This window comes from Lysinibacillus sp. NPDC096212 (genome assembly GCF_044763105.1).
In the GTDB taxonomy this organism is placed as follows: Bacteria; Bacillota; Bacilli; order Bacillales_A; family Planococcaceae; genus Lysinibacillus.
Map to the genome: position 1 here is coordinate 193,668 of NZ_JBIWFQ010000005.1, position 16,867 is coordinate 210,534.

The following is a 16,867-nucleotide window of genomic DNA, read 5'->3' on the forward strand; positions in this document are numbered from 1 at the left end:
ACCATGCCAAAAGGTTTCGGGGTCGATGCCTGCTATTAATACGTAGAGTGTGTAAAGGTCCTCCACATGCTTGATGACTAGCTTTGGTGGTGTTGTTTTTTTTTGGATTTTTTCGTTTGTTTGTGTAAAGCTTTAGCAAATTCATTCGATTCACTCATTAATCCAACAATCAAATTAGCATAAAGTTGGATTGTATCTGTTAATGAATAATGGTACATTTCTAAAAATTCATCAAAGGATAATCCAAAATTTTTATTGGCGCCAATTGCAGCTAGATAAATAACAGCAATTAATTTTTGCTCATCAAAAGCATTCAATAACTCAAGGGAAGCTTCTTCATCGGATTGAGTAATAAGTGTTTCAAGTCCCTTTATTTTCAGTAAATCTTCAAACAAGCTTGATTCTAATAACCCTGTATCGTATCCTTTTTTCACTGCAGCGTTCGTTAAAAATGCTGGGTGTACTTTTGTGTTAACAAATCGCTTTTCAAATTCACCGTCAACTTCTACAACTTCTACCTCTTTTAACTCGACCTTTTGAATTTTCATGTGATTCTCCTCCATCTATTTAAAAATAAAACACCTCCAATTCGGAGGTGTTGGTTTGAAATAAAAACTACTAATTATTAATAACTACTGACTCACTAAATATTTGTTTTTAACATCATTTTTTATTCAATTAGTCTGCCCTACAGCTACAATTTTGCAAGTTGAAATTGCAAATCTAAAGATTGGTTGGTTAGGACTTATTGATAGAGTACCTAACACAATGCCAAGACCTGTTTGTTCCACATTAAAATCTACTGCAGTAGACCCATTACTTGCCAAAAGATTTACTGTTGAACCAATAAGTGTATTCAACAATTGTCTAATTGGTCGTTCGCGACAATTGCATTCACATCCAGAATCAACAGGTGGCAACAAATTGATAGTAGGTCCTGGTGGAAAAAAACCTACCCCTGTTACATCAGAAATATTTACAACATAGGTTGTAGTTCCATTTGTAACAGTAACTAAAAAATCATTCACCTCAACAATAGTGAATAAAAAAAGGAGAGGAGGTACATTAGGTGCGTCTGCAATAGTACCAAGAATTACAGTTTGCCCAACAAGTTGTTGTAAGACGGACTGAAGTGGAGAAACACAACAGTCACAAAGACATGAAGATGAAGGGACAGAAGGACAATGACTATTAAGCGCTGTGTATTTAACCGGAGGACAACATCCGTTAGGTTTTATTGTAGTAATTTTCTTTTTTTTAGACATAATTTCACCCCACTATTTCTTATAGAGTATGCTTTTAAGAAATATTAGATTGGTTTAAAAACTACTCAAGTTTTTATTGAACTTGAACAAACCTGCACCGTTAGTTTAAATATATTTCTTCACAATCTTTCAAATTCAACATAAATATCTAATTGAAAATCACTTCTAACTAAAGAAATAATTGTTATCAATCTTTTTTACAAAGCTACAATAGGCGCTCATTAAGGTGTATCTGGTTCAGTTTTTTCAACTAATTTTCGTGTGAAGTTTGTATGCCAAGTTTCCGCAATTTCTGGTTCTTCTAACTCAGCTGTAATCGCCTCATAGTAGAATTGGCCATATGCATCCGCAACTGCACTAAATGCTAGTTCAAGCATCGCTAACTCTTCTTGTGACGTATCAATGTTGATGGTAAAACCACCTGCATTAGATGCTTTAGGGAATGCAATTAATTTTGTGAGATCCTCAAATTCATCGACCACATCAGCTGTAAATACAAAGTCTTTACCTAATGAATTGGAGCCATAACTATAGATACCAGGCTTTAAATCCTCATTAGATAAACCGAAATAATCTCGTAAAACCTGTACAGGTACATGGGCACTAACTGTTACATTTAGCTTTAATGTAACGGTTTTTTCCGCAATTGTTGCACGACCACATTTTTTCGATAAAACGGTTGTCTCAGGTTCAGATGCAATCGTACCTACACAACCAAATTTTGTACCTGGTTCTTGTTTGCCTCCTTTCATAAATTGAATCGATGCGTTTTTGATATTCCACGCATCAAATTGCTCAATTACTTGTTTTGCCATTATAAGCCCTCCTCTATTAATTCTTCTAATGCGCCATGTAAATTCTCTAAAATTTTAGGCGTTGATTTCTGTAATGAACGATCACTAAAATGCTGTGCCCAGGGATTGGATGGTCCTCGACCTTCATCAGGGAAAACCAAGTAACCAAAACTACCTTTTTTATTGGCGGCTCCTCCCTTTGTTTTCACAACAAACCCCAAATTATGTTCCTCACTTGTTGACCAATTACTTTCTTTCGCGTGTCTCTTATTAGTAACATTTGAAACGGGTAAAAGATTGGACATTTCTTTTGTAGCAATTGCAATAGCATCCGTGTGTAGCACTTTGTTAATGGCTTCCTCAGCCCGACCTGGTAACGCCTTAATTTTTTCTTCCAAAGATGTTAAATCGTTAAATTCAACTAGTGACCTCATAATTCAACACACCCAGTCACAATTTTGCGTTGATAAAGAAATACAACTCTATCAACATAGTTATCCGTATCTTTTCTTTTTAATCTTTGTTTTTGGGTACGTTTCAAAGCCATGCGAGGTAAGTTAGAAAGCTCTGTAATAATATCAATCGTACGTTCATCGATGTCATCACGATTTTCCGAATAATAATAGATACCTACATCTTGACTGATAGACTTATTATCATCGTTTTTACTCATGTCACCTGTTTCATAAACAAAGAAATGATAGTTCTTTTTCTTAAACTGAGTTTCTTCATCCTCAGCTAAACCATCCTCAAAAACAGGAATATCAAAGGTGTTTAACGCTGTAAGTAAAGCGTCAATCTGTTCCTGCATCTTGATTTTTGTTTTGCTCATGTGCTCCCACCTCCTGCAAATAAAAATAGAGATACATCTTTTCTCGATCCGAATCGACCTTAATCACGTCATACTCATTTCCATCCACAATGACTTTTAATTTACTTTTATCAAATTTGCGTAAACTTGGAGGGCAGAGCGTGCGAATTTTTAAACTCAAAACAGCACTCAATACTTTGGCCATTTCATAATCTTCATCACGACATGACATTTCCTGATAAGCAAGCCGACCAATTGGCACAAATTTTTCGCCAATTCGCTTTCCCTTTGCAGACCGTTCTGTTTCTTTAGTACCGTACTGGATAAAACCATCATTTAAAACATCACGAATCTTCTTGTTGGCCATTTTCAGCCCTCTTTTCTAATGCAACATACATAATAAGGCGTTTCAATTCATCTGCAAAGTTCTTTTCAAATTCATCTGCTGCATTGTTATATACATAGCGACAGCGCTCTAATAACAACTCTGTTTCCCATGCGTCTAATCCAAAAGAAAAAGCCTTACTCGTCAATTTCTCGAAGTAAGACTTTGCTCTATTAATGATACGTTCTAACTCAGCATCTTCATCATCCCATGTAATACGTAATCGATGCTTTAATTCTATAAGCAGTTCATGCATCCTTATTCACCGCTTTTCAATGCATTTTCCGCTTCGATAGCTTCCTCTTTACCTTTTACTTTAGTGCCGTTAGAAAGCTCATAATAACCTCTTCCTGTGTGCTTTGGAAACTCTGACACTTGTTCTTTATGTTCTTCCTGCTCGTTAATCGTAACTTCTGCAAGATAGATTTTTTTGTACTCAGGATGCACACCTGTTAAAAAATACACACGTTCCTCATTTGCTGTAAATCCTTCAGCTGGATATGTGTCACCTGCTTTATACAAACGGCCATTATGTTCAAGCGCTTTAAATGGATTTACTACTTTTGCTGTAATCATGTTCATTTCCCTCCCAAATTAATTAAGGTGTATCTGGTGTATTTGTAGTGACTGTGTTGTTGATAGCCATATTTGTAATATCAAATACGATGAACGAATCATTATCAAGTGGACGTCCATTTGTTAATTGACGAGTCAAATATAAACGTTGATCTTCAATTAAGCGTAATACGTCAGTAGATTCTAATTTTGTTTCACCAGCTACCCCCATGAAATAATCTTTCGGTTTACCGGAAATCATTGTATTCAATGGGACAGCAGGTGATTGAATGATTTCCAAACCAGGAATAGCAAAATTATTATGTGTCCAAGAACCGTCATCGCGTTGCTTTGCCCCATACGCAAATAATTTTGTCGCATAATCGAACGGGTTAATGATTAATGATACGCCCGTATAACTACGAGTACCGCCTTTTGTTGTTGGTGCCAAGATTTTTTCTCCGATTTCTTGAGGTGTGAAAACATTCAAAGTTACTTTGGCTTTATCTGGATATGCGCCATCCACAATAGCACCCGCTAAATTTTTAATCATACCGATTGGTTGTTTTTTACCGGTCCCTTTAACAATGACATTTTCTAACTCTGTTGAAATAACTTCTGTTAAAAATGCACGTACATAACGATCTAACCATTCAGGTCCAAGTTCGAACATTGCTTTGCAGACAACTAAAAAGCCAGAAAGTTTATACATACCTTGCTCAATTGTTTCAAATCCGTGGTCAACCATTTCTTTGATTTCATCGCACACATCTCCCCAGAAGGCTGTTGTTGCCCCTTCCTTACGCACGACCCATTGCGTAGTTGCACCGACGCGCTGAAAATTAACGCGAGACAATAATGGATGGTCCATTGCTAAATCTTCAAATACGCGTTCATATACAGTTGGTGGTACAAATGTAGCTACACCGTCAAATGATTGCACATCAATTGCAGCGTTATAAAATTTCTTTTCCTCTGTCGTCAATGTACGTATGCCTCGTGATGCTAATACAGCATTGTCCCATTGTTGCTCGTTTGCACGATTGGCCTCGCGAATTGTCGTGTTCATTAAATCTTGGAAATGTAGCATATTACTTTCATAATTCTCAACAATTCGAGCTGCTACTTCGTTTGGATCAGCGCTTTCAAATGCTGCTTTTAGAGCGGCCACTTGAGCTTCTTTATTTTCGATAACTTTTGGTTCATTATCTAAATTTTTAATACCTGTCATATAAATGACCTCCTATTTTTGAGTAAAATAAAAACGCCTACTCATCTGAGTTGCGTTGGAATTTTGTTAAAATATTTTGTTTTTGCGCTGGCTCTTGCTTAAAACGGGCAAGAACACTATTTTTAAATGCTTCTGCATCTGTTTTGGTTTTGTCGTCATCGGTTACGTCTTCCACAATTGATGTTGCGGCGAAGCCGATAGCGATAGCTTCATCAGCAGTAAACCATGTCTCATTATTGACCATTTGTTCAATTTCTTCACGTTCTACAATTGCCTTTGTCATATATATGTCTACTAAAGATTTATCAAGCTTAGATAATAACTCCGCTTCTTTTTCTAAATCTTTCTTAGTTCCCCAAATGCCTGTAGATGCTTCGTGAATCATCAACATTGAGCCGGTATTCATCACAAGTTCATCCGCTGCCATCGCTATAATAGATGCTGCAGAACAAGCCCAACCATCCACAATAATTTTTACTTCAGCATTATGATCCTTCAAGCGATTGTAAATTGTAATACCGTCAAAAGCGTCACCGCCAGGACTGTTAATACGAACCGTAATATTGTCAGTCGTTACATCTTTTAATAATGAATCAATGTCACTTGCAGAAATAGAATCGTACCACCAGCTTTCCCCAATGTCGCCATAGATGACAATTTCAGTTGTGGACGCATCAATTTTTTTTGCTGATAGTTGCTTTTTAATTTCTGGAATTTGTTCAGCATATTGTTGATTTTTAAATTTCTTAAAACGATTTTTCATGTTAAGTTTCACCCCCTTTCAGTGCCTGTTCAACTGTTTGATAATTTTTAGTAATATGTCTTATATTCGCAATTGGATCATCTACCGTTTCGCGCCCCATTTCTTCAAAAATTTCATTTAGCGTAAATCCGATTGCAAACATTTTATCTAATGCGGTTGCTAGCTCTGTAATGTCCGATACTTTGATTTTCGACGTATCAATCTTTAAATACGTGCGGTTTAAATATTCTTCTTTGGAGTAAGCCTTGCGATTAATTTCGTCCTCCATCATCTCGGCAGGCGGATTGATGGCAAACATAATAAAATTGTCAGTTTGTTTATCAATATCCGCTAAGTCACCTTTCAACAAACCACGCGGCACATGAAATGCCATCGCTACATAATTAAAAATATCATCCACAAGGTTACTTATATCTCGACTATCTATTGTTAAACCTGTTTTTGAATCAGACATGTCTTCAATCTCAAAACCATCTTGTAATTGGAAAGCAACACTTTTCTTGTCTGGATCAAACCAATTTTTCAATTGATTTTCAAACATGTCATCTATTTTTTTCTGCGTTTCATCATCCTGCGCCCTTAAATAATCACCTTTAACTAATACCCGCTTATTATTTTTTAGCTTGTAATAGCTTTTAGCAGCTTCAATCATTTTTCCATGCGATTCATACAATTCATCGATTACCGATAATATTTTTGTATCTGTAAGTTTTAAACGAATTACTTCGGATTCTTTATATGTTCGGTTTAATGCGAGCTCACCAATTTGTATATTTGAATATACATTTTCATAAAAAGCATATTCCTTCACATCAAAACTATCAGCAATATAGAAGTTGTCATTTTCCATAATGATTAAGCATTCGTTTTCATAGATAAATTTCCGAATAGCTTTATGAAAAAATGCGGTTGCGTTTTGATTTTGATTTGGCTGCACATTCAAAGCATAGTACATGTTTCCCCGTTGTAATTTACCTTCTTTGTATGTTTTAATTTCACATCTGGATAAAGCATTAGCTATTAAGTTGACACATGTTTCTATAGCTAATTTTTTATAATAATACTCAGCTGATAATTCATAATAACAGTCTTTCATACTTTCCAATTGGCCATTTTTAAAAAAGCTTTTAATCCATTGCCACATACTCAAATTCCTCACCTCCTAATAGCTATACGACTTAATTACTTTTGCCACATTTTCTTTTGTAATAATTTTCGTGACGAGTAGTTCATCAGCCCTCCACACTCCTGTAACAAAACAGTCAAATCCGTCTGTCTTCCTACGAATTGGCTCTTTCTTTGAATACTCTTTATTGCCGTCCTTTTTGATAATGACAAGCACATTATTCGTATACCAACGCATTAGTGGGTTATCTCCAAAAATAATTTGTTTATTCGCAAATGCCGTTTCTATTCGAGGCGCAAGTAACGCATCAGCTGCCTTCGGATTACGTATAACTTCTACTTCAAAGCCAGCATCTTCTAACGCCGTTCGTACTAAGTCAGCTCTAAAATTATCAACGATAATCTTTTTAATTTTATAGATTTTCCGCGCTTCCACGAAATAATTCACGATATGGTTAACACCAATTGTCGGCTCGTCAACAACCGTAAGCAGCCCTTTTTCTTCCCATTCGCGAATAGGAGCTAATATTTTTTTGTTATCCTTTTCATTCCGTTTCTTTGAATAAGCATAAAAATTATCTACAAATTCTTTACGGACAAATGAATGGGTTTTAAATGCGTAATTACCTTCCGGTCTGAATAATAATCCACATGCTGCAAAATCTCTAATACTAGCGTAATCTAAACAAGCGATACATTCATGCCCCTTTAATTCAGGCATTTCATTTTCAGTTGCCGCCATGATTTCATCCCATGTAGCCACCGATTTTTGTAAATCAGTTATTGGACAATTCATGCGTTTGGTCATAAATTCTTCACGGTTTGAGGGATCTTCTTCTAAGTCGTCATATTCTTCATAAATTGTGTCGAGAAGACCTTGTGCATATTCACTCAGCGGCTTAGACAACATCGGATTAGCTTTTTCCCAAAGCTCTGGAATATCTACTTCTTTTTCATCATCCAACTTACAGATAAACGGAAATAAAGCATTAGATCGAGCTTCCCCATTTAATACATTCATAGCTCTTTCTTTGAGCTTGTCTAAAAAACCATCTCGAATATAACCATCTGTACCGATATAAAATTCTCGTGGATTCGCCTTTTTTCCAAGACCAGAAATGTGTACACGAACATCTTTATTTGTTTCAAAATAATGTATTTCATCAAATACGACTGCACCATCACGTAAACCGTCTTTTGTATTACCATTAGATGTCCTAAATCTAAAAACACTATCTGTTAATTTGGAAATTATTCTAGTAGCTGTTGCTTTGAAATATTTCTGTAGAGTACTATTCCGTTTGATTGTTTTTTCTGCTTCTTCCACAGATGTTTGTGCCTGTTCTTCAGAATTAGCCACGACTGAAATATTATATTCTCTAATACCATGTAAATCGCTAATCAAGAAATTGCAAATAACCGTGATTAATCCATTCTTACCGCCGCCACGACCAAGCATCCACAAATGTTTTCTGTAAAACACGCGGTCATTCTTTTTGAAAAATAAAAAAACGAAAGCAATTAAGAACTTCTGATAAGCATTCAGAGGAAAGTACCACTTCTCCCCAAAATTTATGCAGTCCTCAATCATTTCGTCATTGAAATACAAGTCATCACGTGACAAAATATCACGCTCTAAATATTTAATTAAAAGTTCTCGCTCTTTATTAAGCTTGATTTTACCCTCTCGATAAAGTGAAATATATTCATCTACATATTTTTGTCGCAACACGTTAAGTCAAATCACTTCTACTATCACTACCACTATTAGTTGTAGTCTGTGACGGTAATGGTTTATCCAAACCTAAATCTTTACCAAGAGCGATTAACGAAGCATTAATTTTATTTTTCTCTGCGATGGCCGGATTAGGTTTGGTGAATTTTTGCGAGCCATTTTCTGTTGTAATCATCACACCAAATTCTTCTATCGCTGCATCTAACATATAATATATCTCTATAAGATTAATATAACGTTCGACCTTCTCAACTTCGATATTTCTATTTTTATCGATGAGCGCCATCAACTCTTTTTTTATCGCATTTAATTTTCTTTTATTCACCATACCCCCCCTTACGCGAGAAAAATTCAAAAAAAAATTTGCGAGTACAGAACCCTACCCGTTGAACGAATCCCTTAAAAAAGCCGGAATTTTTTGACCGGGGGGTATTTATTTTACATATTTTAAATGCTGATCAGCGAAGTCAACGATGTACCAAATTTCTTCGGCCGAAATCGACAACAAATTACATGCGAAGTCAAGTTTGTTATTGTTTTTCAATTGTTCTCGTACCTTCTCAATCGTCATGTGCTTGCACTTACGAGCATTGACACAATCTCTTATCTGTTTGTATAGATAGTAAGCGTAACGAGTAAAGGCGTTCAGCATGTCTCGCTCATACCAATCACGACACTCATTTGTAACTGCAGCATTGATAACATCTGTATCATATGTCCATGTGCCATCAGAAAGTTGCACCCCTACCACCTCTCGTCATTTGCATATTTATTTTTACGTGTTAATTCCAAACGATCATGTACTTCGTTATGGCATTTAATGCATAAGCATTGTAAATTGTTTAGAGTCAATGACAGATGTGGATGAGTCTTTACTTCTTTTATATGATGAACATTCTCTGCTTTGTGATAACGTCCAGCTGCTTTACATAACTGACATTCATAGTTGTCACGCTTTAATGCATCAAGTCGTAAATCCATCCACTCTTTAGACTTATAGAACTTCATAAGCTCACCAGCAAGGATATGCTGTATCAGTTCTTGTTTACGTGCTTCTTTAATCAATCCTAGTCACTACCTTCTAATCGCGTTGGTAAATCATCTTCTGATAATAATGCAACTACATCTTCACGCATTGCAGGTAATGTTTCACCTTTGGCTAACAATCTAATCTCTAGCTCTTTAATATAATCAATCAGTCGTTCCATCTGATTGGACCTCCTTATTTTAGCCCATATTACAGATTGTTCTAAATTCGTTTGAGCAATAGATTTCTCACGACTTTCTGGACATAGTTCATCAATCATATGAGCCAATTCTTTTGCTTTGTCCCTAATTGCTTCATATCGTTGTGGTTGATCATTCTTTGGTGCATGATACGTGAAGCTATTTTCAAATTGAGAGTTGATATAATCTTTAGGTTTAATACCACCAGTCATTAAACATTCTGGACAAAACTCTGTTGTGGCTTCATTAGTACATCCTTTTGCAAAACATTTATTTGCCATCATTCATCCCTCCACAATAAATACTTTGTCATTTCGATCTATTTACTAACATACAATGGACTTGGGATAGCAAACTCTCACTTCGCCCATGTTTTTTTATACATTGCTGTCCCACCATTGCAAAATTAAAAGTCATACCCTTTTGGATACGACCTTTAGTTAACACTATTTTTAACCTATCATCTTTTAATTTTTTAAGACGACTCACTAAAAGGAGCAATCCCATCCTTATTCAATAGGATGAATACCTCCTTCACTTTCTATAACTATACATATTATAGAAATAGAAAGGAGGTATATACATGGGATACTTCGGAAATAATTTAGGCAATTACAACAACAATTGTTATTACGGAGGCTATAACGGCGGTGGCTATGGTGGCGGTTCAGCATTCGTACTAATTGTTGTTCTATTCATTCTTTTAATTATTGTCGGCGCTACTTTCTTGTATTAATCTCAAAACCTCTTTTGTTCACAACATAGGAATAAATAATAGGATAAAGTTAATTAGCCATACACCTCCTTATTTTAGGGTCACTTTTACCAGAGTGATCCTTTTCATTTTTTCCTGATATTGATTAGAAATCAGGTGAAAGTCTATCAGACTGTTCTTCGTTGTATTCCCAATGTCATAACATTTTTTTCAATTTATAAGACTTTATTTTTGTAAAATAGATAAATATCGCAATTCCTTTTGACAACTATTCATATTATAGATTATAGATTATAGAAAGGAGGGAAATTATTATGTCTCAGGAATATGGTGGTTATGGTGGCTGGGGTGGCGGTTCAGCATTTGCGCTCCTTATTGTTCTATTCATTCTTCTGATTATTATCGGCGCTACTTTCATGCGTTATTAATACCCAATACCGCCTCTAATGCTCATAATTATTAGGGTACTCCTACACCTTCAAATCTTTACTAAGGGTCACTATCCTCCGGGTGACCCTTTTAAATATTTTTCCTCTTTCAATGTCATGCTCAACCATTATAGGCATAATAAAAAGCCATACCCTATTGGATATGACTTAGCTAACATCTATTATTTTTTCTTGATAGTGTATACCTATTTTTAACATATTTATTTTTAAACATTTTTCTAACGCATCCTAAGATAAATATCGCAATCCCTTTTGAAAACTATACATATTATAGATTATAGATTATAGAAAGGAGGGATATTTTATGGAATACTGCGGAGAATTTCGCGAAGAGCGTCGCGAACGAAACCCATTCGCTTTAGTCGTTGTTCTATTCATTCTTCTGATTATTGTCGGCGCTACTTTCATGCATAGAGGTTACTAATACCCAATACCGCCTATAATGCTCATAACTACTGTAAGGTAATACTAATTTAACCTTACACTTTCAAACCTTTACTAAGGGTCACTATCCTCCGGGTGATCCTTTTAAATTTTCCTCTTTCAATTTTGCACTCAACTTCTCAAGGCATAAAAAAAGCCACACCTTGTTAGATGTGACTCAGTAGTGTTGACGTACCAGTGAACGTCTATTTAGTTGGAAGACTATAGATGTGAAGTAAATCCAATTACTCTACATTTACACTATACAATATTTAAAATACACTTAAAACGACATCTTTACGACACGACTATAATTGTAACCGCAACCCATCTGTACCAAATAAAAGTACTGACATCGAATGAATCGCCTCTTTCAGATCCCTTTGTGCTGTACGTTCATGGACATTATGCAAATCTGCTATTTCAACGTATGTCATTTTTTCATCTTTTATATAAAAATGCATTAGTGTTTCATATCTTCGTACCGCTTCTGCTCCTAAGTGTTTGCAATCCATTTCATAGACTTTAATCATATTATCTATGAACCGCATCATAGCAAGTGTACGAGCTTCGCTTCTTTTTATGGATTCTAATGTAAGGTATTCTTTATCAGGAGTGATTATTTCCTCTTGCTCCCCATCTTCTAAATCCATATTCTCTTTCATTTCATTACAGTACACTTTTAAATGACGATAATTTTTCAACAATATTCTCGTATTAAAAAGCCGTCTATCCAATCTCTTAGTTTTTTCTTCTTGTTGAAGTTCATTAAACTTTGCAATGGCTACCTCAGCTATTGCAGCTATTTGTTCTTGTGCGATACTACTCATTAGCACACCTCCAATTATTATAGCGTGTTACGATGCTACGGCTTTTTTATTTTTAAATTTATTTCACAGGCAATTCACTATACAAATATAGCTATCACGACATATTAATAGTAATGTAAAGCTAATTTAGCCTTACACCTCCTCTTATAGTTACTTTACTCAAAAGTACCCTATAGGATAGACATCGGTCTAGAAACAAAATGGCTAATTATAAGTATTGAAAAAATAATATTTACTATATCTTCACTCCACCTTCCTTTTTGTCCAAACAACTGTATTCGATATGAATACAATATTCTATAGAATAGGAGGTGAATATAAAATGGCATCATTTGTAATTGGAGCGAGAAGTCTTTTCAATTTTCGAAACGAACGCTTTTTCCTATTAGTTGAAGATGAAATTACAATTCCAGCTCAAGGTGTGGAGATTGATCCAGTTAATATCTATGAGATTGACCAACAAACTTTCAATTTTATCAGAGATGAAGGAGATACACCTGTGATTGTACCTGTATTTAAACTTCCAACTGTACCACCTGGATTTAAATTAGAACGAAAATGTATTTTTTCAGTAGATAATTCATACTTCGTAATCTATGATTTAGAAGATGGAACTGATAACAATGTTTTATTAAGAATCAGTGCAGCTTTATTTAACTCCTTGAGAAATTCTGGTGTTCGTGAATGTGTTCCTCAAAATTTCATTTAATTAATAAAATATCCAACCTGTCAGATGATGAGGTGTTGGAATTATATACGACGCTACGTTTTTTTATTTTTAAATCTATTTCACAGGCAATTCACTATACAAACATGGCTATCACATCATAATAATAGTAAGTTAAAGCTAATTTAGCCTTACACATCCGAAACTTTTTACCAAGGGTCACTCCTATCCCAAGTGACCCTTTTTTATTGTCTTATCTCACAAAAATATATTTTTTAATGCCGTTTAACACCCCACTCCTTCTCTACAGCTAACATATTATATATTGTAGAAAGGAGGGATATTTATGGGATACTATGGAAATGTTGGTGACATAAATGATGGCTGCTATTACGGTGGTGGACATCGTAATGGTTCAACATTTGCCTTAATTGTTGTTCTATTTATTCTTTTAATTATTATCGGCGCTACTTTCATGCATAGAGAGTATTAACATTTCAGATTTAAGGGTCGCCTCCAACCTGGTGACCCTTTTATAGTTTCTTTGCTCAAAATGTGCAGTAACCTTTATATAAATTATTTAAACCATGTTACCAATTTTCTGTAAAACAGAACATGATTAACCTATTGCCCTTTACTCCATTTTTCATACGAATACAATACTACAAATGGAGGTGAAAAAATGGATAACTGTAGTAACTGTAATAAACGTACCTGCTTATGCGGAAGCCAAATAGGACCATTCACAGCCGTAGATCTCTGTGGAATTACCGGCGCTATTCCTGTAACGCCAACAGCATGTAGTGGTCTTTGCGAATATGGTTATATCTATAATCTAGGTGCTGAAACTGTAGCTGTAGAGGCAGATATTATTTTTGATTCAACAGGTATAGTTACACCGGGGATTACGCATGCTCCAGGAACCTCTCAAATTTTTGTTACCACACCGGGAATCTACGAGGTTACTTTTATCGTATCAGGTGTTGAACCTAACCAATTCACACTATTTTTAAATGGTGCACCGGTTGCGCAAGCAGTCTATGGTTCAGGAGCTGGTACTCAACAAAACACAGGTCAGGTAATAATTTCTATACCATCCAGCGGGTTTCTTACACTTAGGAATCATTCTTCTGCCGCAGCAGTAATCCTTCAAACTTTAGCAGGAGGCACACAAACAAACGTAAATGCTTCTATTATCCTTAAAATGTTAAGTCCAATTGTCTAGAGATATAAAACTCTCTTTATTTCAAAACTACAATAGATTTCATAGTTAGGAGTGATTAACCTTTTGCGCAGGAATTACTCCTTTTTTCTTTTCATAATTATGCACTCTTCCTTTACTGAACGATATCTTTCGATTAATTCTCATATTGTTCAGAAAAAACATTTCACACACACTACCTTAGAACTGTAACGACCTCACCGTTATGGTTTTTTATTTTCAATTCGATTTCCTAGGTCATCCACTATACAAAACCTGCTATTACTACATATTTATAATAGTGTTAAGCAAATTAGCTTAGCTCTGCACCTTTTTATAAATTTATTGGCTTCGGGTCACTCTGCCTCAAGTGACCCTTTTGAATATAGTTATTTTTAATTAGATGGCAAAAACCTAGATATATTCATAGAGAAAGCATTTAATATAACACATCACACATTTTTCCAATTTTCAATTTGCTAATTTCGCCATTTCCCTTAAGGAGATGGTTTTTTTCATCGTTTTACACACATTTTTATTGTTGTTATGTTTTCAACTTAAATTACATATATTTATTTTGGGATAGCAACCTGTTGCATTGCATCGCCCCAAGTTGTACTTGCACAACACTATCCCGCTAATACATAATAAAGAGTTTGATTATGTGCCTTTGTTACAATAATCTTCATTAATGTTGATTTATTTATGAATTTTTTTTTTTATTTCATCCATACTATCCTTGTTTGAAAAATGGCGAAAAATTAGAAAAGGAAGTGTAGTATGGGTATACTTAGTGGAAATCCAAAAGATGAACCATTACATTATGGTGAAGTATTTAGTGTCTGGACAAATCTAGCAACAAATAATGGCTTAATTGCTGGATATCAAACATTTTATAATCACGCTGGTGATGAAGATTTAAGAAAAATTATTGAAGATATCATCCAACTTTTAAGAGACGAAGTGAAGCCGTTAGAAAAGGTATTAAAAACTAACGGCGTTGGCTTACCTCCTGCACCACCCGAGCGTCCGGTAGCAAGAATTGAAGACATTCCTCCTGGAGCAAAATTTAATGATCCAGAAATTAGTGCTGCACTGTCAGTAGACCTTGCTGCTGGATTAGTTGCATGCAGTCAAGCAATGGGCACTTCAACTCGAGAAGATATTGCTTTAATGTATGGTCAATTCCATGCAGCAAAAGCTCTACTCGGTGCTAAACTACTACGTCTTAATAAGACTAAAGGTTGGCTAGTTCTACCACCATTACATGTAGATTATCCAGAAAAATAATATTTATTAAATCTGACAAACCGTCTCCCCAGTATAAAAAACTGGGGTTTTTTCGGTGTATTAATGCCCGCCCACTACTGAATTTGTTCTTTTGATACAACCACCTTCATGTACATTCATCCTCCCAAATCCTTTTGTAGACCCTAAAAAGTTCTACATAAGTCATTTTGCGTTTTTGTAATAAACGATCCGATAAATTCTCATAAACGATGTTTCCATCTAAATCCTCGTAACATACATGAATTAACTCTTTTGTGCTTTCATGTTCAAATAGACAGTTATAAATTTTCTTAACCTTTAAATTCTCACCTTCACAGTTTGTTGCAGGATTCCCCATAATTCTACCTCCCACAAACAAACGGCAATTCTTCCGAGGAAAAATCAATTGCTTTTAATCCCTCTGTGGTTTTCTCCGCATCTTTTATACATCCTTTATAAAGACCGCTTCCAGCAAACCATTGATCTTTTACGATAGTTTTATTGCATTCCTCATGAAGATGGAATTGAAATGCGTTTTTCGTCTTCCTTCGCATTAACATAAACCGCACTTTTTCCTTTCTCGATTTCCACTACGCAAGCAAAACACATATGAGTCTTTCGTGTTGTGACCATTTTTTTATTTCGAATATCTATCATATTCGACTCCCTCTTTCCTTCATTTTTTCGATTTGTTTTCGATTAAGTTTGGATACATTCTTCGGGAATCCGTATTTCTTCCGCACTTCCTCACGAGTCATCCTATGTACTAGGCGACAGTGAGCTTTTGTAATGACAATACCGATATGATTGCAATTAGGTACAGGACATTTGATATAAGCTCCATGTTTAGCATTCCAATATGGCTCAGTCATCACGAAGCACCCCCAACCACTTCTAGGTAATGCACCGTATATATGCCTGATTTAATTCGGGCGCAATGATCTCGGAAAAATTGGAGTGGTATGGACTTAGAACCCCCATTACTTTGACTAATCCATGCAGCTTCTAACTGTTCAAATTTGAGATAATAGATTTCAGGTTCGTTTTTGTTCTTTATCCAAAAGCAGACTAATAAAAATGCTTTTGCTCCATTGCAATGCCATGAATGCAGTAATTTATATTGTTCGTCAGTCAAATTTTTCAAAGGGAGTCTTCCTTGCTTTGTTTCCTTTGCATCAAAAATAATGGCTTGTCCCTTGTAGATACCGCTATAATCTACCCATGTTGCCTTTTCTAGCTTTGCATCTACCTGATCTTTGTTTACCTCTAAGATTGTTAACGGAGGAGGCACTTTACGGACATCTGCAAAATTGTTGTTTCGGTATTGATTGTTTGTCATATCAATTAAATTTTCGAAAAGCTTCCCTCTGTTAGCATGACTTCGTGAATACTGTCGTTTTCGTGTTCTCATTCTCTTTTAAC

At 35.3% G+C, this 16,867-nt stretch carries 27 protein-coding genes and 1 pseudogene; 7 read left to right on the forward strand and 21 right to left on the reverse strand.

The genetic code is table 11. The features are described from left to right. Positions 1 to 77: 77 nt before the first annotated feature. The 16 genes and pseudogenes from ACIQ7T_RS07410 to ACIQ7T_RS07485 form a co-directional block, all read right to left on the reverse strand. Positions 78 to 548, reverse strand: a complete 471-nt coding sequence (locus tag ACIQ7T_RS07410; RefSeq protein ID WP_402869437.1) for a hypothetical protein — start codon at positions 546 to 548, stop codon at positions 78 to 80. A 126-nt stretch (positions 549 to 674) separates the two neighbouring features. Beyond that, positions 675 to 1,163: pseudogene (locus ACIQ7T_RS07415) on the reverse strand (bclA protein); the annotation flags it as partial. Between the two features lie 323 nt (positions 1,164 to 1,486). Further along, the gene (locus ACIQ7T_RS07420; RefSeq protein ID WP_402869439.1) at positions 1,487 to 2,080 is read right to left on the reverse strand and encodes a phage tail protein; all 594 of its coding nucleotides are present in this window, start codon (positions 2,078 to 2,080) and stop codon (positions 1,487 to 1,489) included. Then, positions 2,080 to 2,493: a hypothetical protein gene (locus ACIQ7T_RS07425; protein WP_402869441.1), complete on the reverse strand. Its 414-nt coding sequence runs from the start codon at positions 2,491 to 2,493 to the stop codon at positions 2,080 to 2,082. Before ACIQ7T_RS07425 ends, ACIQ7T_RS07420 begins: the two co-directional genes overlap by 1 nt. Further along, entirely contained in the window at positions 2,490 to 2,891 is a 402-nt protein-coding gene (locus tag ACIQ7T_RS07430; RefSeq protein ID WP_402869443.1) for a hypothetical protein, read from the reverse strand. Before ACIQ7T_RS07430 ends, ACIQ7T_RS07425 begins: the two co-directional genes overlap by 4 nt. Next, positions 2,854 to 3,237 carry a phage head-tail adapter protein gene (locus tag ACIQ7T_RS07435; RefSeq protein WP_402869445.1) on the reverse strand — a complete coding sequence of 128 codons (384 nt, stop codon included), beginning with the start codon at positions 3,235 to 3,237 and terminating at the stop codon, positions 2,854 to 2,856. The genes ACIQ7T_RS07430 and ACIQ7T_RS07435 overlap by 38 nt, the downstream gene beginning before the upstream one ends. Beyond that, on the reverse strand, positions 3,215 to 3,511 hold the full coding sequence (locus ACIQ7T_RS07440; RefSeq protein ID WP_402869447.1) for a phage head-tail connector protein: 297 nt from the start codon (positions 3,509 to 3,511) through the stop codon (positions 3,215 to 3,217). The genes ACIQ7T_RS07435 and ACIQ7T_RS07440 overlap by 23 nt, the downstream gene beginning before the upstream one ends. Before the next feature lie 2 nt (positions 3,512 to 3,513). Further along, positions 3,514 to 3,831: a hypothetical protein gene (locus ACIQ7T_RS07445; protein ID WP_402869449.1), complete on the reverse strand. Its 318-nt coding sequence runs from the start codon at positions 3,829 to 3,831 to the stop codon at positions 3,514 to 3,516. A 22-nt stretch (positions 3,832 to 3,853) separates the two neighbouring features. After that, positions 3,854 to 5,041, reverse strand: coding sequence for a phage major capsid protein (locus tag ACIQ7T_RS07450; protein WP_402869451.1), 1,188 nt, complete (start codon positions 5,039 to 5,041; stop codon positions 3,854 to 3,856). 37 nt (positions 5,042 to 5,078) lie between these two features. Beyond that, on the reverse strand, positions 5,079 to 5,804 hold the full coding sequence (locus ACIQ7T_RS07455; RefSeq protein ID WP_402869453.1) for a head maturation protease, ClpP-related: 726 nt from the start codon (positions 5,802 to 5,804) through the stop codon (positions 5,079 to 5,081). A 1-nt stretch (position 5,805) separates the two neighbouring features. Next, positions 5,806 to 6,954, reverse strand: coding sequence for a phage portal protein (locus ACIQ7T_RS07460; RefSeq protein WP_402869455.1), 1,149 nt, complete (start codon positions 6,952 to 6,954; stop codon positions 5,806 to 5,808). Positions 6,955 to 6,966: 12 nt separating this feature from the next. Then, the gene (locus ACIQ7T_RS07465; protein WP_402869457.1) at positions 6,967 to 8,661 is read right to left on the reverse strand and encodes a terminase TerL endonuclease subunit; all 1,695 of its coding nucleotides are present in this window, start codon (positions 8,659 to 8,661) and stop codon (positions 6,967 to 6,969) included. A 1-nt stretch (position 8,662) separates the two neighbouring features. Beyond that, positions 8,663 to 8,992: a P27 family phage terminase small subunit gene (locus ACIQ7T_RS07470; RefSeq protein ID WP_376077218.1), complete on the reverse strand. Its 330-nt coding sequence runs from the start codon at positions 8,990 to 8,992 to the stop codon at positions 8,663 to 8,665. Positions 8,993 to 9,097: 105 nt separating this feature from the next. Next, the gene (locus ACIQ7T_RS07475; protein WP_402869459.1) at positions 9,098 to 9,406 is read right to left on the reverse strand and encodes a hypothetical protein; all 309 of its coding nucleotides are present in this window, start codon (positions 9,404 to 9,406) and stop codon (positions 9,098 to 9,100) included. A 2-nt stretch (positions 9,407 to 9,408) separates the two neighbouring features. Beyond that, entirely contained in the window at positions 9,409 to 9,672 is a 264-nt protein-coding gene (locus tag ACIQ7T_RS07480) for an HNH endonuclease (protein ID WP_402869537.1), read from the reverse strand. Between the two features lie 59 nt (positions 9,673 to 9,731). Further along, on the reverse strand, positions 9,732 to 10,172 hold the full coding sequence (locus ACIQ7T_RS07485; protein ID WP_402869461.1) for an Acb2/Tad1 domain-containing protein: 441 nt from the start codon (positions 10,170 to 10,172) through the stop codon (positions 9,732 to 9,734). 302 nt (positions 10,173 to 10,474) lie between these two features. On the opposite strand from ACIQ7T_RS07485, the gene ACIQ7T_RS07490 reads away from it, so the two are divergent. From ACIQ7T_RS07490 to ACIQ7T_RS07500, 3 genes are all read left to right on the forward strand, one after another. After that, positions 10,475 to 10,627 carry a YjcZ family sporulation protein gene (locus ACIQ7T_RS07490; protein ID WP_370079061.1) on the forward strand — a complete coding sequence of 51 codons (153 nt, stop codon included), beginning with the start codon at positions 10,475 to 10,477 and terminating at the stop codon, positions 10,625 to 10,627. A gap of 293 nt (positions 10,628 to 10,920) precedes the next feature. Further along, on the forward strand, positions 10,921 to 11,034 hold the full coding sequence (locus tag ACIQ7T_RS07495) for a YjcZ family sporulation protein (protein WP_402869463.1): 114 nt from the start codon (positions 10,921 to 10,923) through the stop codon (positions 11,032 to 11,034). A 325-nt stretch (positions 11,035 to 11,359) separates the two neighbouring features. Next, entirely contained in the window at positions 11,360 to 11,479 is a 120-nt protein-coding gene (locus tag ACIQ7T_RS07500; RefSeq protein ID WP_370041794.1) for a YjcZ family sporulation protein, read from the forward strand. 307 nt (positions 11,480 to 11,786) lie between these two features. Here ACIQ7T_RS07500 and ACIQ7T_RS07505 read toward each other — a convergent pair whose 3' ends face one another. After that, positions 11,787 to 12,308 carry a hypothetical protein gene (locus ACIQ7T_RS07505; RefSeq protein WP_370041792.1) on the reverse strand — a complete coding sequence of 174 codons (522 nt, stop codon included), beginning with the start codon at positions 12,306 to 12,308 and terminating at the stop codon, positions 11,787 to 11,789. 322 nt (positions 12,309 to 12,630) lie between these two features. On the opposite strand from ACIQ7T_RS07505, the gene ACIQ7T_RS07510 reads away from it, so the two are divergent. The 4 genes from ACIQ7T_RS07510 (at position 12,631) to ACIQ7T_RS07525 (ending at position 15,466) form a co-directional block, all read left to right on the forward strand. Next, positions 12,631 to 13,017 carry a spore coat protein gene (locus ACIQ7T_RS07510; protein WP_402869466.1) on the forward strand — a complete coding sequence of 129 codons (387 nt, stop codon included), beginning with the start codon at positions 12,631 to 12,633 and terminating at the stop codon, positions 13,015 to 13,017. A 304-nt stretch (positions 13,018 to 13,321) separates the two neighbouring features. Next, on the forward strand, positions 13,322 to 13,468 hold the full coding sequence (locus ACIQ7T_RS07515; protein WP_402869468.1) for a YjcZ family sporulation protein: 147 nt from the start codon (positions 13,322 to 13,324) through the stop codon (positions 13,466 to 13,468). 189 nt (positions 13,469 to 13,657) lie between these two features. Continuing rightward, on the forward strand, positions 13,658 to 14,200 hold the full coding sequence (locus tag ACIQ7T_RS07520) for a collagen-like protein (protein ID WP_402869470.1): 543 nt from the start codon (positions 13,658 to 13,660) through the stop codon (positions 14,198 to 14,200). A gap of 756 nt (positions 14,201 to 14,956) precedes the next feature. Beyond that, positions 14,957 to 15,466, forward strand: a complete 510-nt coding sequence (locus ACIQ7T_RS07525) for a DUF3231 family protein (RefSeq protein ID WP_402869472.1) — start codon at positions 14,957 to 14,959, stop codon at positions 15,464 to 15,466. 106 nt (positions 15,467 to 15,572) lie between these two features. On the opposite strand, the gene ACIQ7T_RS07530 is transcribed toward ACIQ7T_RS07525, so the two are convergent. The 4 genes from ACIQ7T_RS07530 to ACIQ7T_RS07545 all read right to left on the reverse strand — a co-directional run bounded on the left by ACIQ7T_RS07530 (position 15,573) and on the right by ACIQ7T_RS07545 (position 16,856). Next, positions 15,573 to 15,803, reverse strand: a complete 231-nt coding sequence (locus ACIQ7T_RS07530; RefSeq protein ID WP_402869474.1) for a hypothetical protein — start codon at positions 15,801 to 15,803, stop codon at positions 15,573 to 15,575. Between the two features lie 152 nt (positions 15,804 to 15,955). Continuing rightward, positions 15,956 to 16,102, reverse strand: a complete 147-nt coding sequence (locus ACIQ7T_RS07535; protein ID WP_402869476.1) for a hypothetical protein — start codon at positions 16,100 to 16,102, stop codon at positions 15,956 to 15,958. Next, positions 16,099 to 16,317: a Ros/MucR family transcriptional regulator gene (locus tag ACIQ7T_RS07540; RefSeq protein WP_402869478.1), complete on the reverse strand. Its 219-nt coding sequence runs from the start codon at positions 16,315 to 16,317 to the stop codon at positions 16,099 to 16,101. Before ACIQ7T_RS07540 ends, ACIQ7T_RS07535 begins: the two co-directional genes overlap by 4 nt. After that, positions 16,317 to 16,856 carry a Holliday junction resolvase RecU gene (locus tag ACIQ7T_RS07545; RefSeq protein WP_402869480.1) on the reverse strand — a complete coding sequence of 180 codons (540 nt, stop codon included), beginning with the start codon at positions 16,854 to 16,856 and terminating at the stop codon, positions 16,317 to 16,319. Before ACIQ7T_RS07545 ends, ACIQ7T_RS07540 begins: the two co-directional genes overlap by 1 nt. Positions 16,857 to 16,867 lie beyond the last annotated feature (11 nt).

Coding starts and splice junctions, on each gene's coding strand:
- ACIQ7T_RS07410 (WP_402869437.1), bottom strand. CDS start 548: ATGAAAATTCAAAAGGTCGAGTTAAAAGAGGTAGAAGTTGTAGAAGTT.
- ACIQ7T_RS07420 (WP_402869439.1), bottom strand. CDS start 2,080: ATGGCAAAACAAGTAATTGAGCAATTTGATGCGTGGAATATCAAAAAC.
- ACIQ7T_RS07425 (WP_402869441.1), bottom strand. CDS start 2,493: ATGAGGTCACTAGTTGAATTTAACGATTTAACATCTTTGGAAGAAAAA.
- ACIQ7T_RS07430 (WP_402869443.1), bottom strand. CDS start 2,891: ATGAGCAAAACAAAAATCAAGATGCAGGAACAGATTGACGCTTTACTT.
- ACIQ7T_RS07435 (WP_402869445.1), bottom strand. CDS start 3,237: ATGGCCAACAAGAAGATTCGTGATGTTTTAAATGATGGTTTTATCCAG.
- ACIQ7T_RS07440 (WP_402869447.1), bottom strand. CDS start 3,511: ATGCATGAACTGCTTATAGAATTAAAGCATCGATTACGTATTACATGG.
- ACIQ7T_RS07445 (WP_402869449.1), bottom strand. CDS start 3,831: ATGATTACAGCAAAAGTAGTAAATCCATTTAAAGCGCTTGAACATAAT.
- ACIQ7T_RS07450 (WP_402869451.1), bottom strand. CDS start 5,041: ATGACAGGTATTAAAAATTTAGATAATGAACCAAAAGTTATCGAAAAT.
- ACIQ7T_RS07455 (WP_402869453.1), bottom strand. CDS start 5,804: ATGAAAAATCGTTTTAAGAAATTTAAAAATCAACAATATGCTGAACAA.
- ACIQ7T_RS07470 (WP_376077218.1), bottom strand. CDS start 8,992: ATGGTGAATAAAAGAAAATTAAATGCGATAAAAAAAGAGTTGATGGCG.
- ACIQ7T_RS07480 (WP_402869537.1), bottom strand. CDS start 9,672: ATGAAGTTCTATAAGTCTAAAGAGTGGATGGATTTACGACTTGATGCA.
- ACIQ7T_RS07485 (WP_402869461.1), bottom strand. CDS start 10,172: ATGGCAAATAAATGTTTTGCAAAAGGATGTACTAATGAAGCCACAACA.
- ACIQ7T_RS07490 (WP_370079061.1), top strand. CDS start 10,475: ATGGGATACTTCGGAAATAATTTAGGCAATTACAACAACAATTGTTAT.
- ACIQ7T_RS07495 (WP_402869463.1), top strand. CDS start 10,921: ATGTCTCAGGAATATGGTGGTTATGGTGGCTGGGGTGGCGGTTCAGCA.
- ACIQ7T_RS07500 (WP_370041794.1), top strand. CDS start 11,360: ATGGAATACTGCGGAGAATTTCGCGAAGAGCGTCGCGAACGAAACCCA.
- ACIQ7T_RS07505 (WP_370041792.1), bottom strand. CDS start 12,308: ATGAGTAGTATCGCACAAGAACAAATAGCTGCAATAGCTGAGGTAGCC.
- ACIQ7T_RS07510 (WP_402869466.1), top strand. CDS start 12,631: ATGGCATCATTTGTAATTGGAGCGAGAAGTCTTTTCAATTTTCGAAAC.
- ACIQ7T_RS07515 (WP_402869468.1), top strand. CDS start 13,322: ATGGGATACTATGGAAATGTTGGTGACATAAATGATGGCTGCTATTAC.
- ACIQ7T_RS07520 (WP_402869470.1), top strand. CDS start 13,658: ATGGATAACTGTAGTAACTGTAATAAACGTACCTGCTTATGCGGAAGC.
- ACIQ7T_RS07525 (WP_402869472.1), top strand. CDS start 14,957: ATGGGTATACTTAGTGGAAATCCAAAAGATGAACCATTACATTATGGT.
- ACIQ7T_RS07530 (WP_402869474.1), bottom strand. CDS start 15,803: ATGGGGAATCCTGCAACAAACTGTGAAGGTGAGAATTTAAAGGTTAAG.
- ACIQ7T_RS07535 (WP_402869476.1), bottom strand. CDS start 16,102: ATGATAGATATTCGAAATAAAAAAATGGTCACAACACGAAAGACTCAT.
- ACIQ7T_RS07540 (WP_402869478.1), bottom strand. CDS start 16,317: ATGACTGAGCCATATTGGAATGCTAAACATGGAGCTTATATCAAATGT.
- ACIQ7T_RS07545 (WP_402869480.1), bottom strand. CDS start 16,856: ATGAGAACACGAAAACGACAGTATTCACGAAGTCATGCTAACAGAGGG.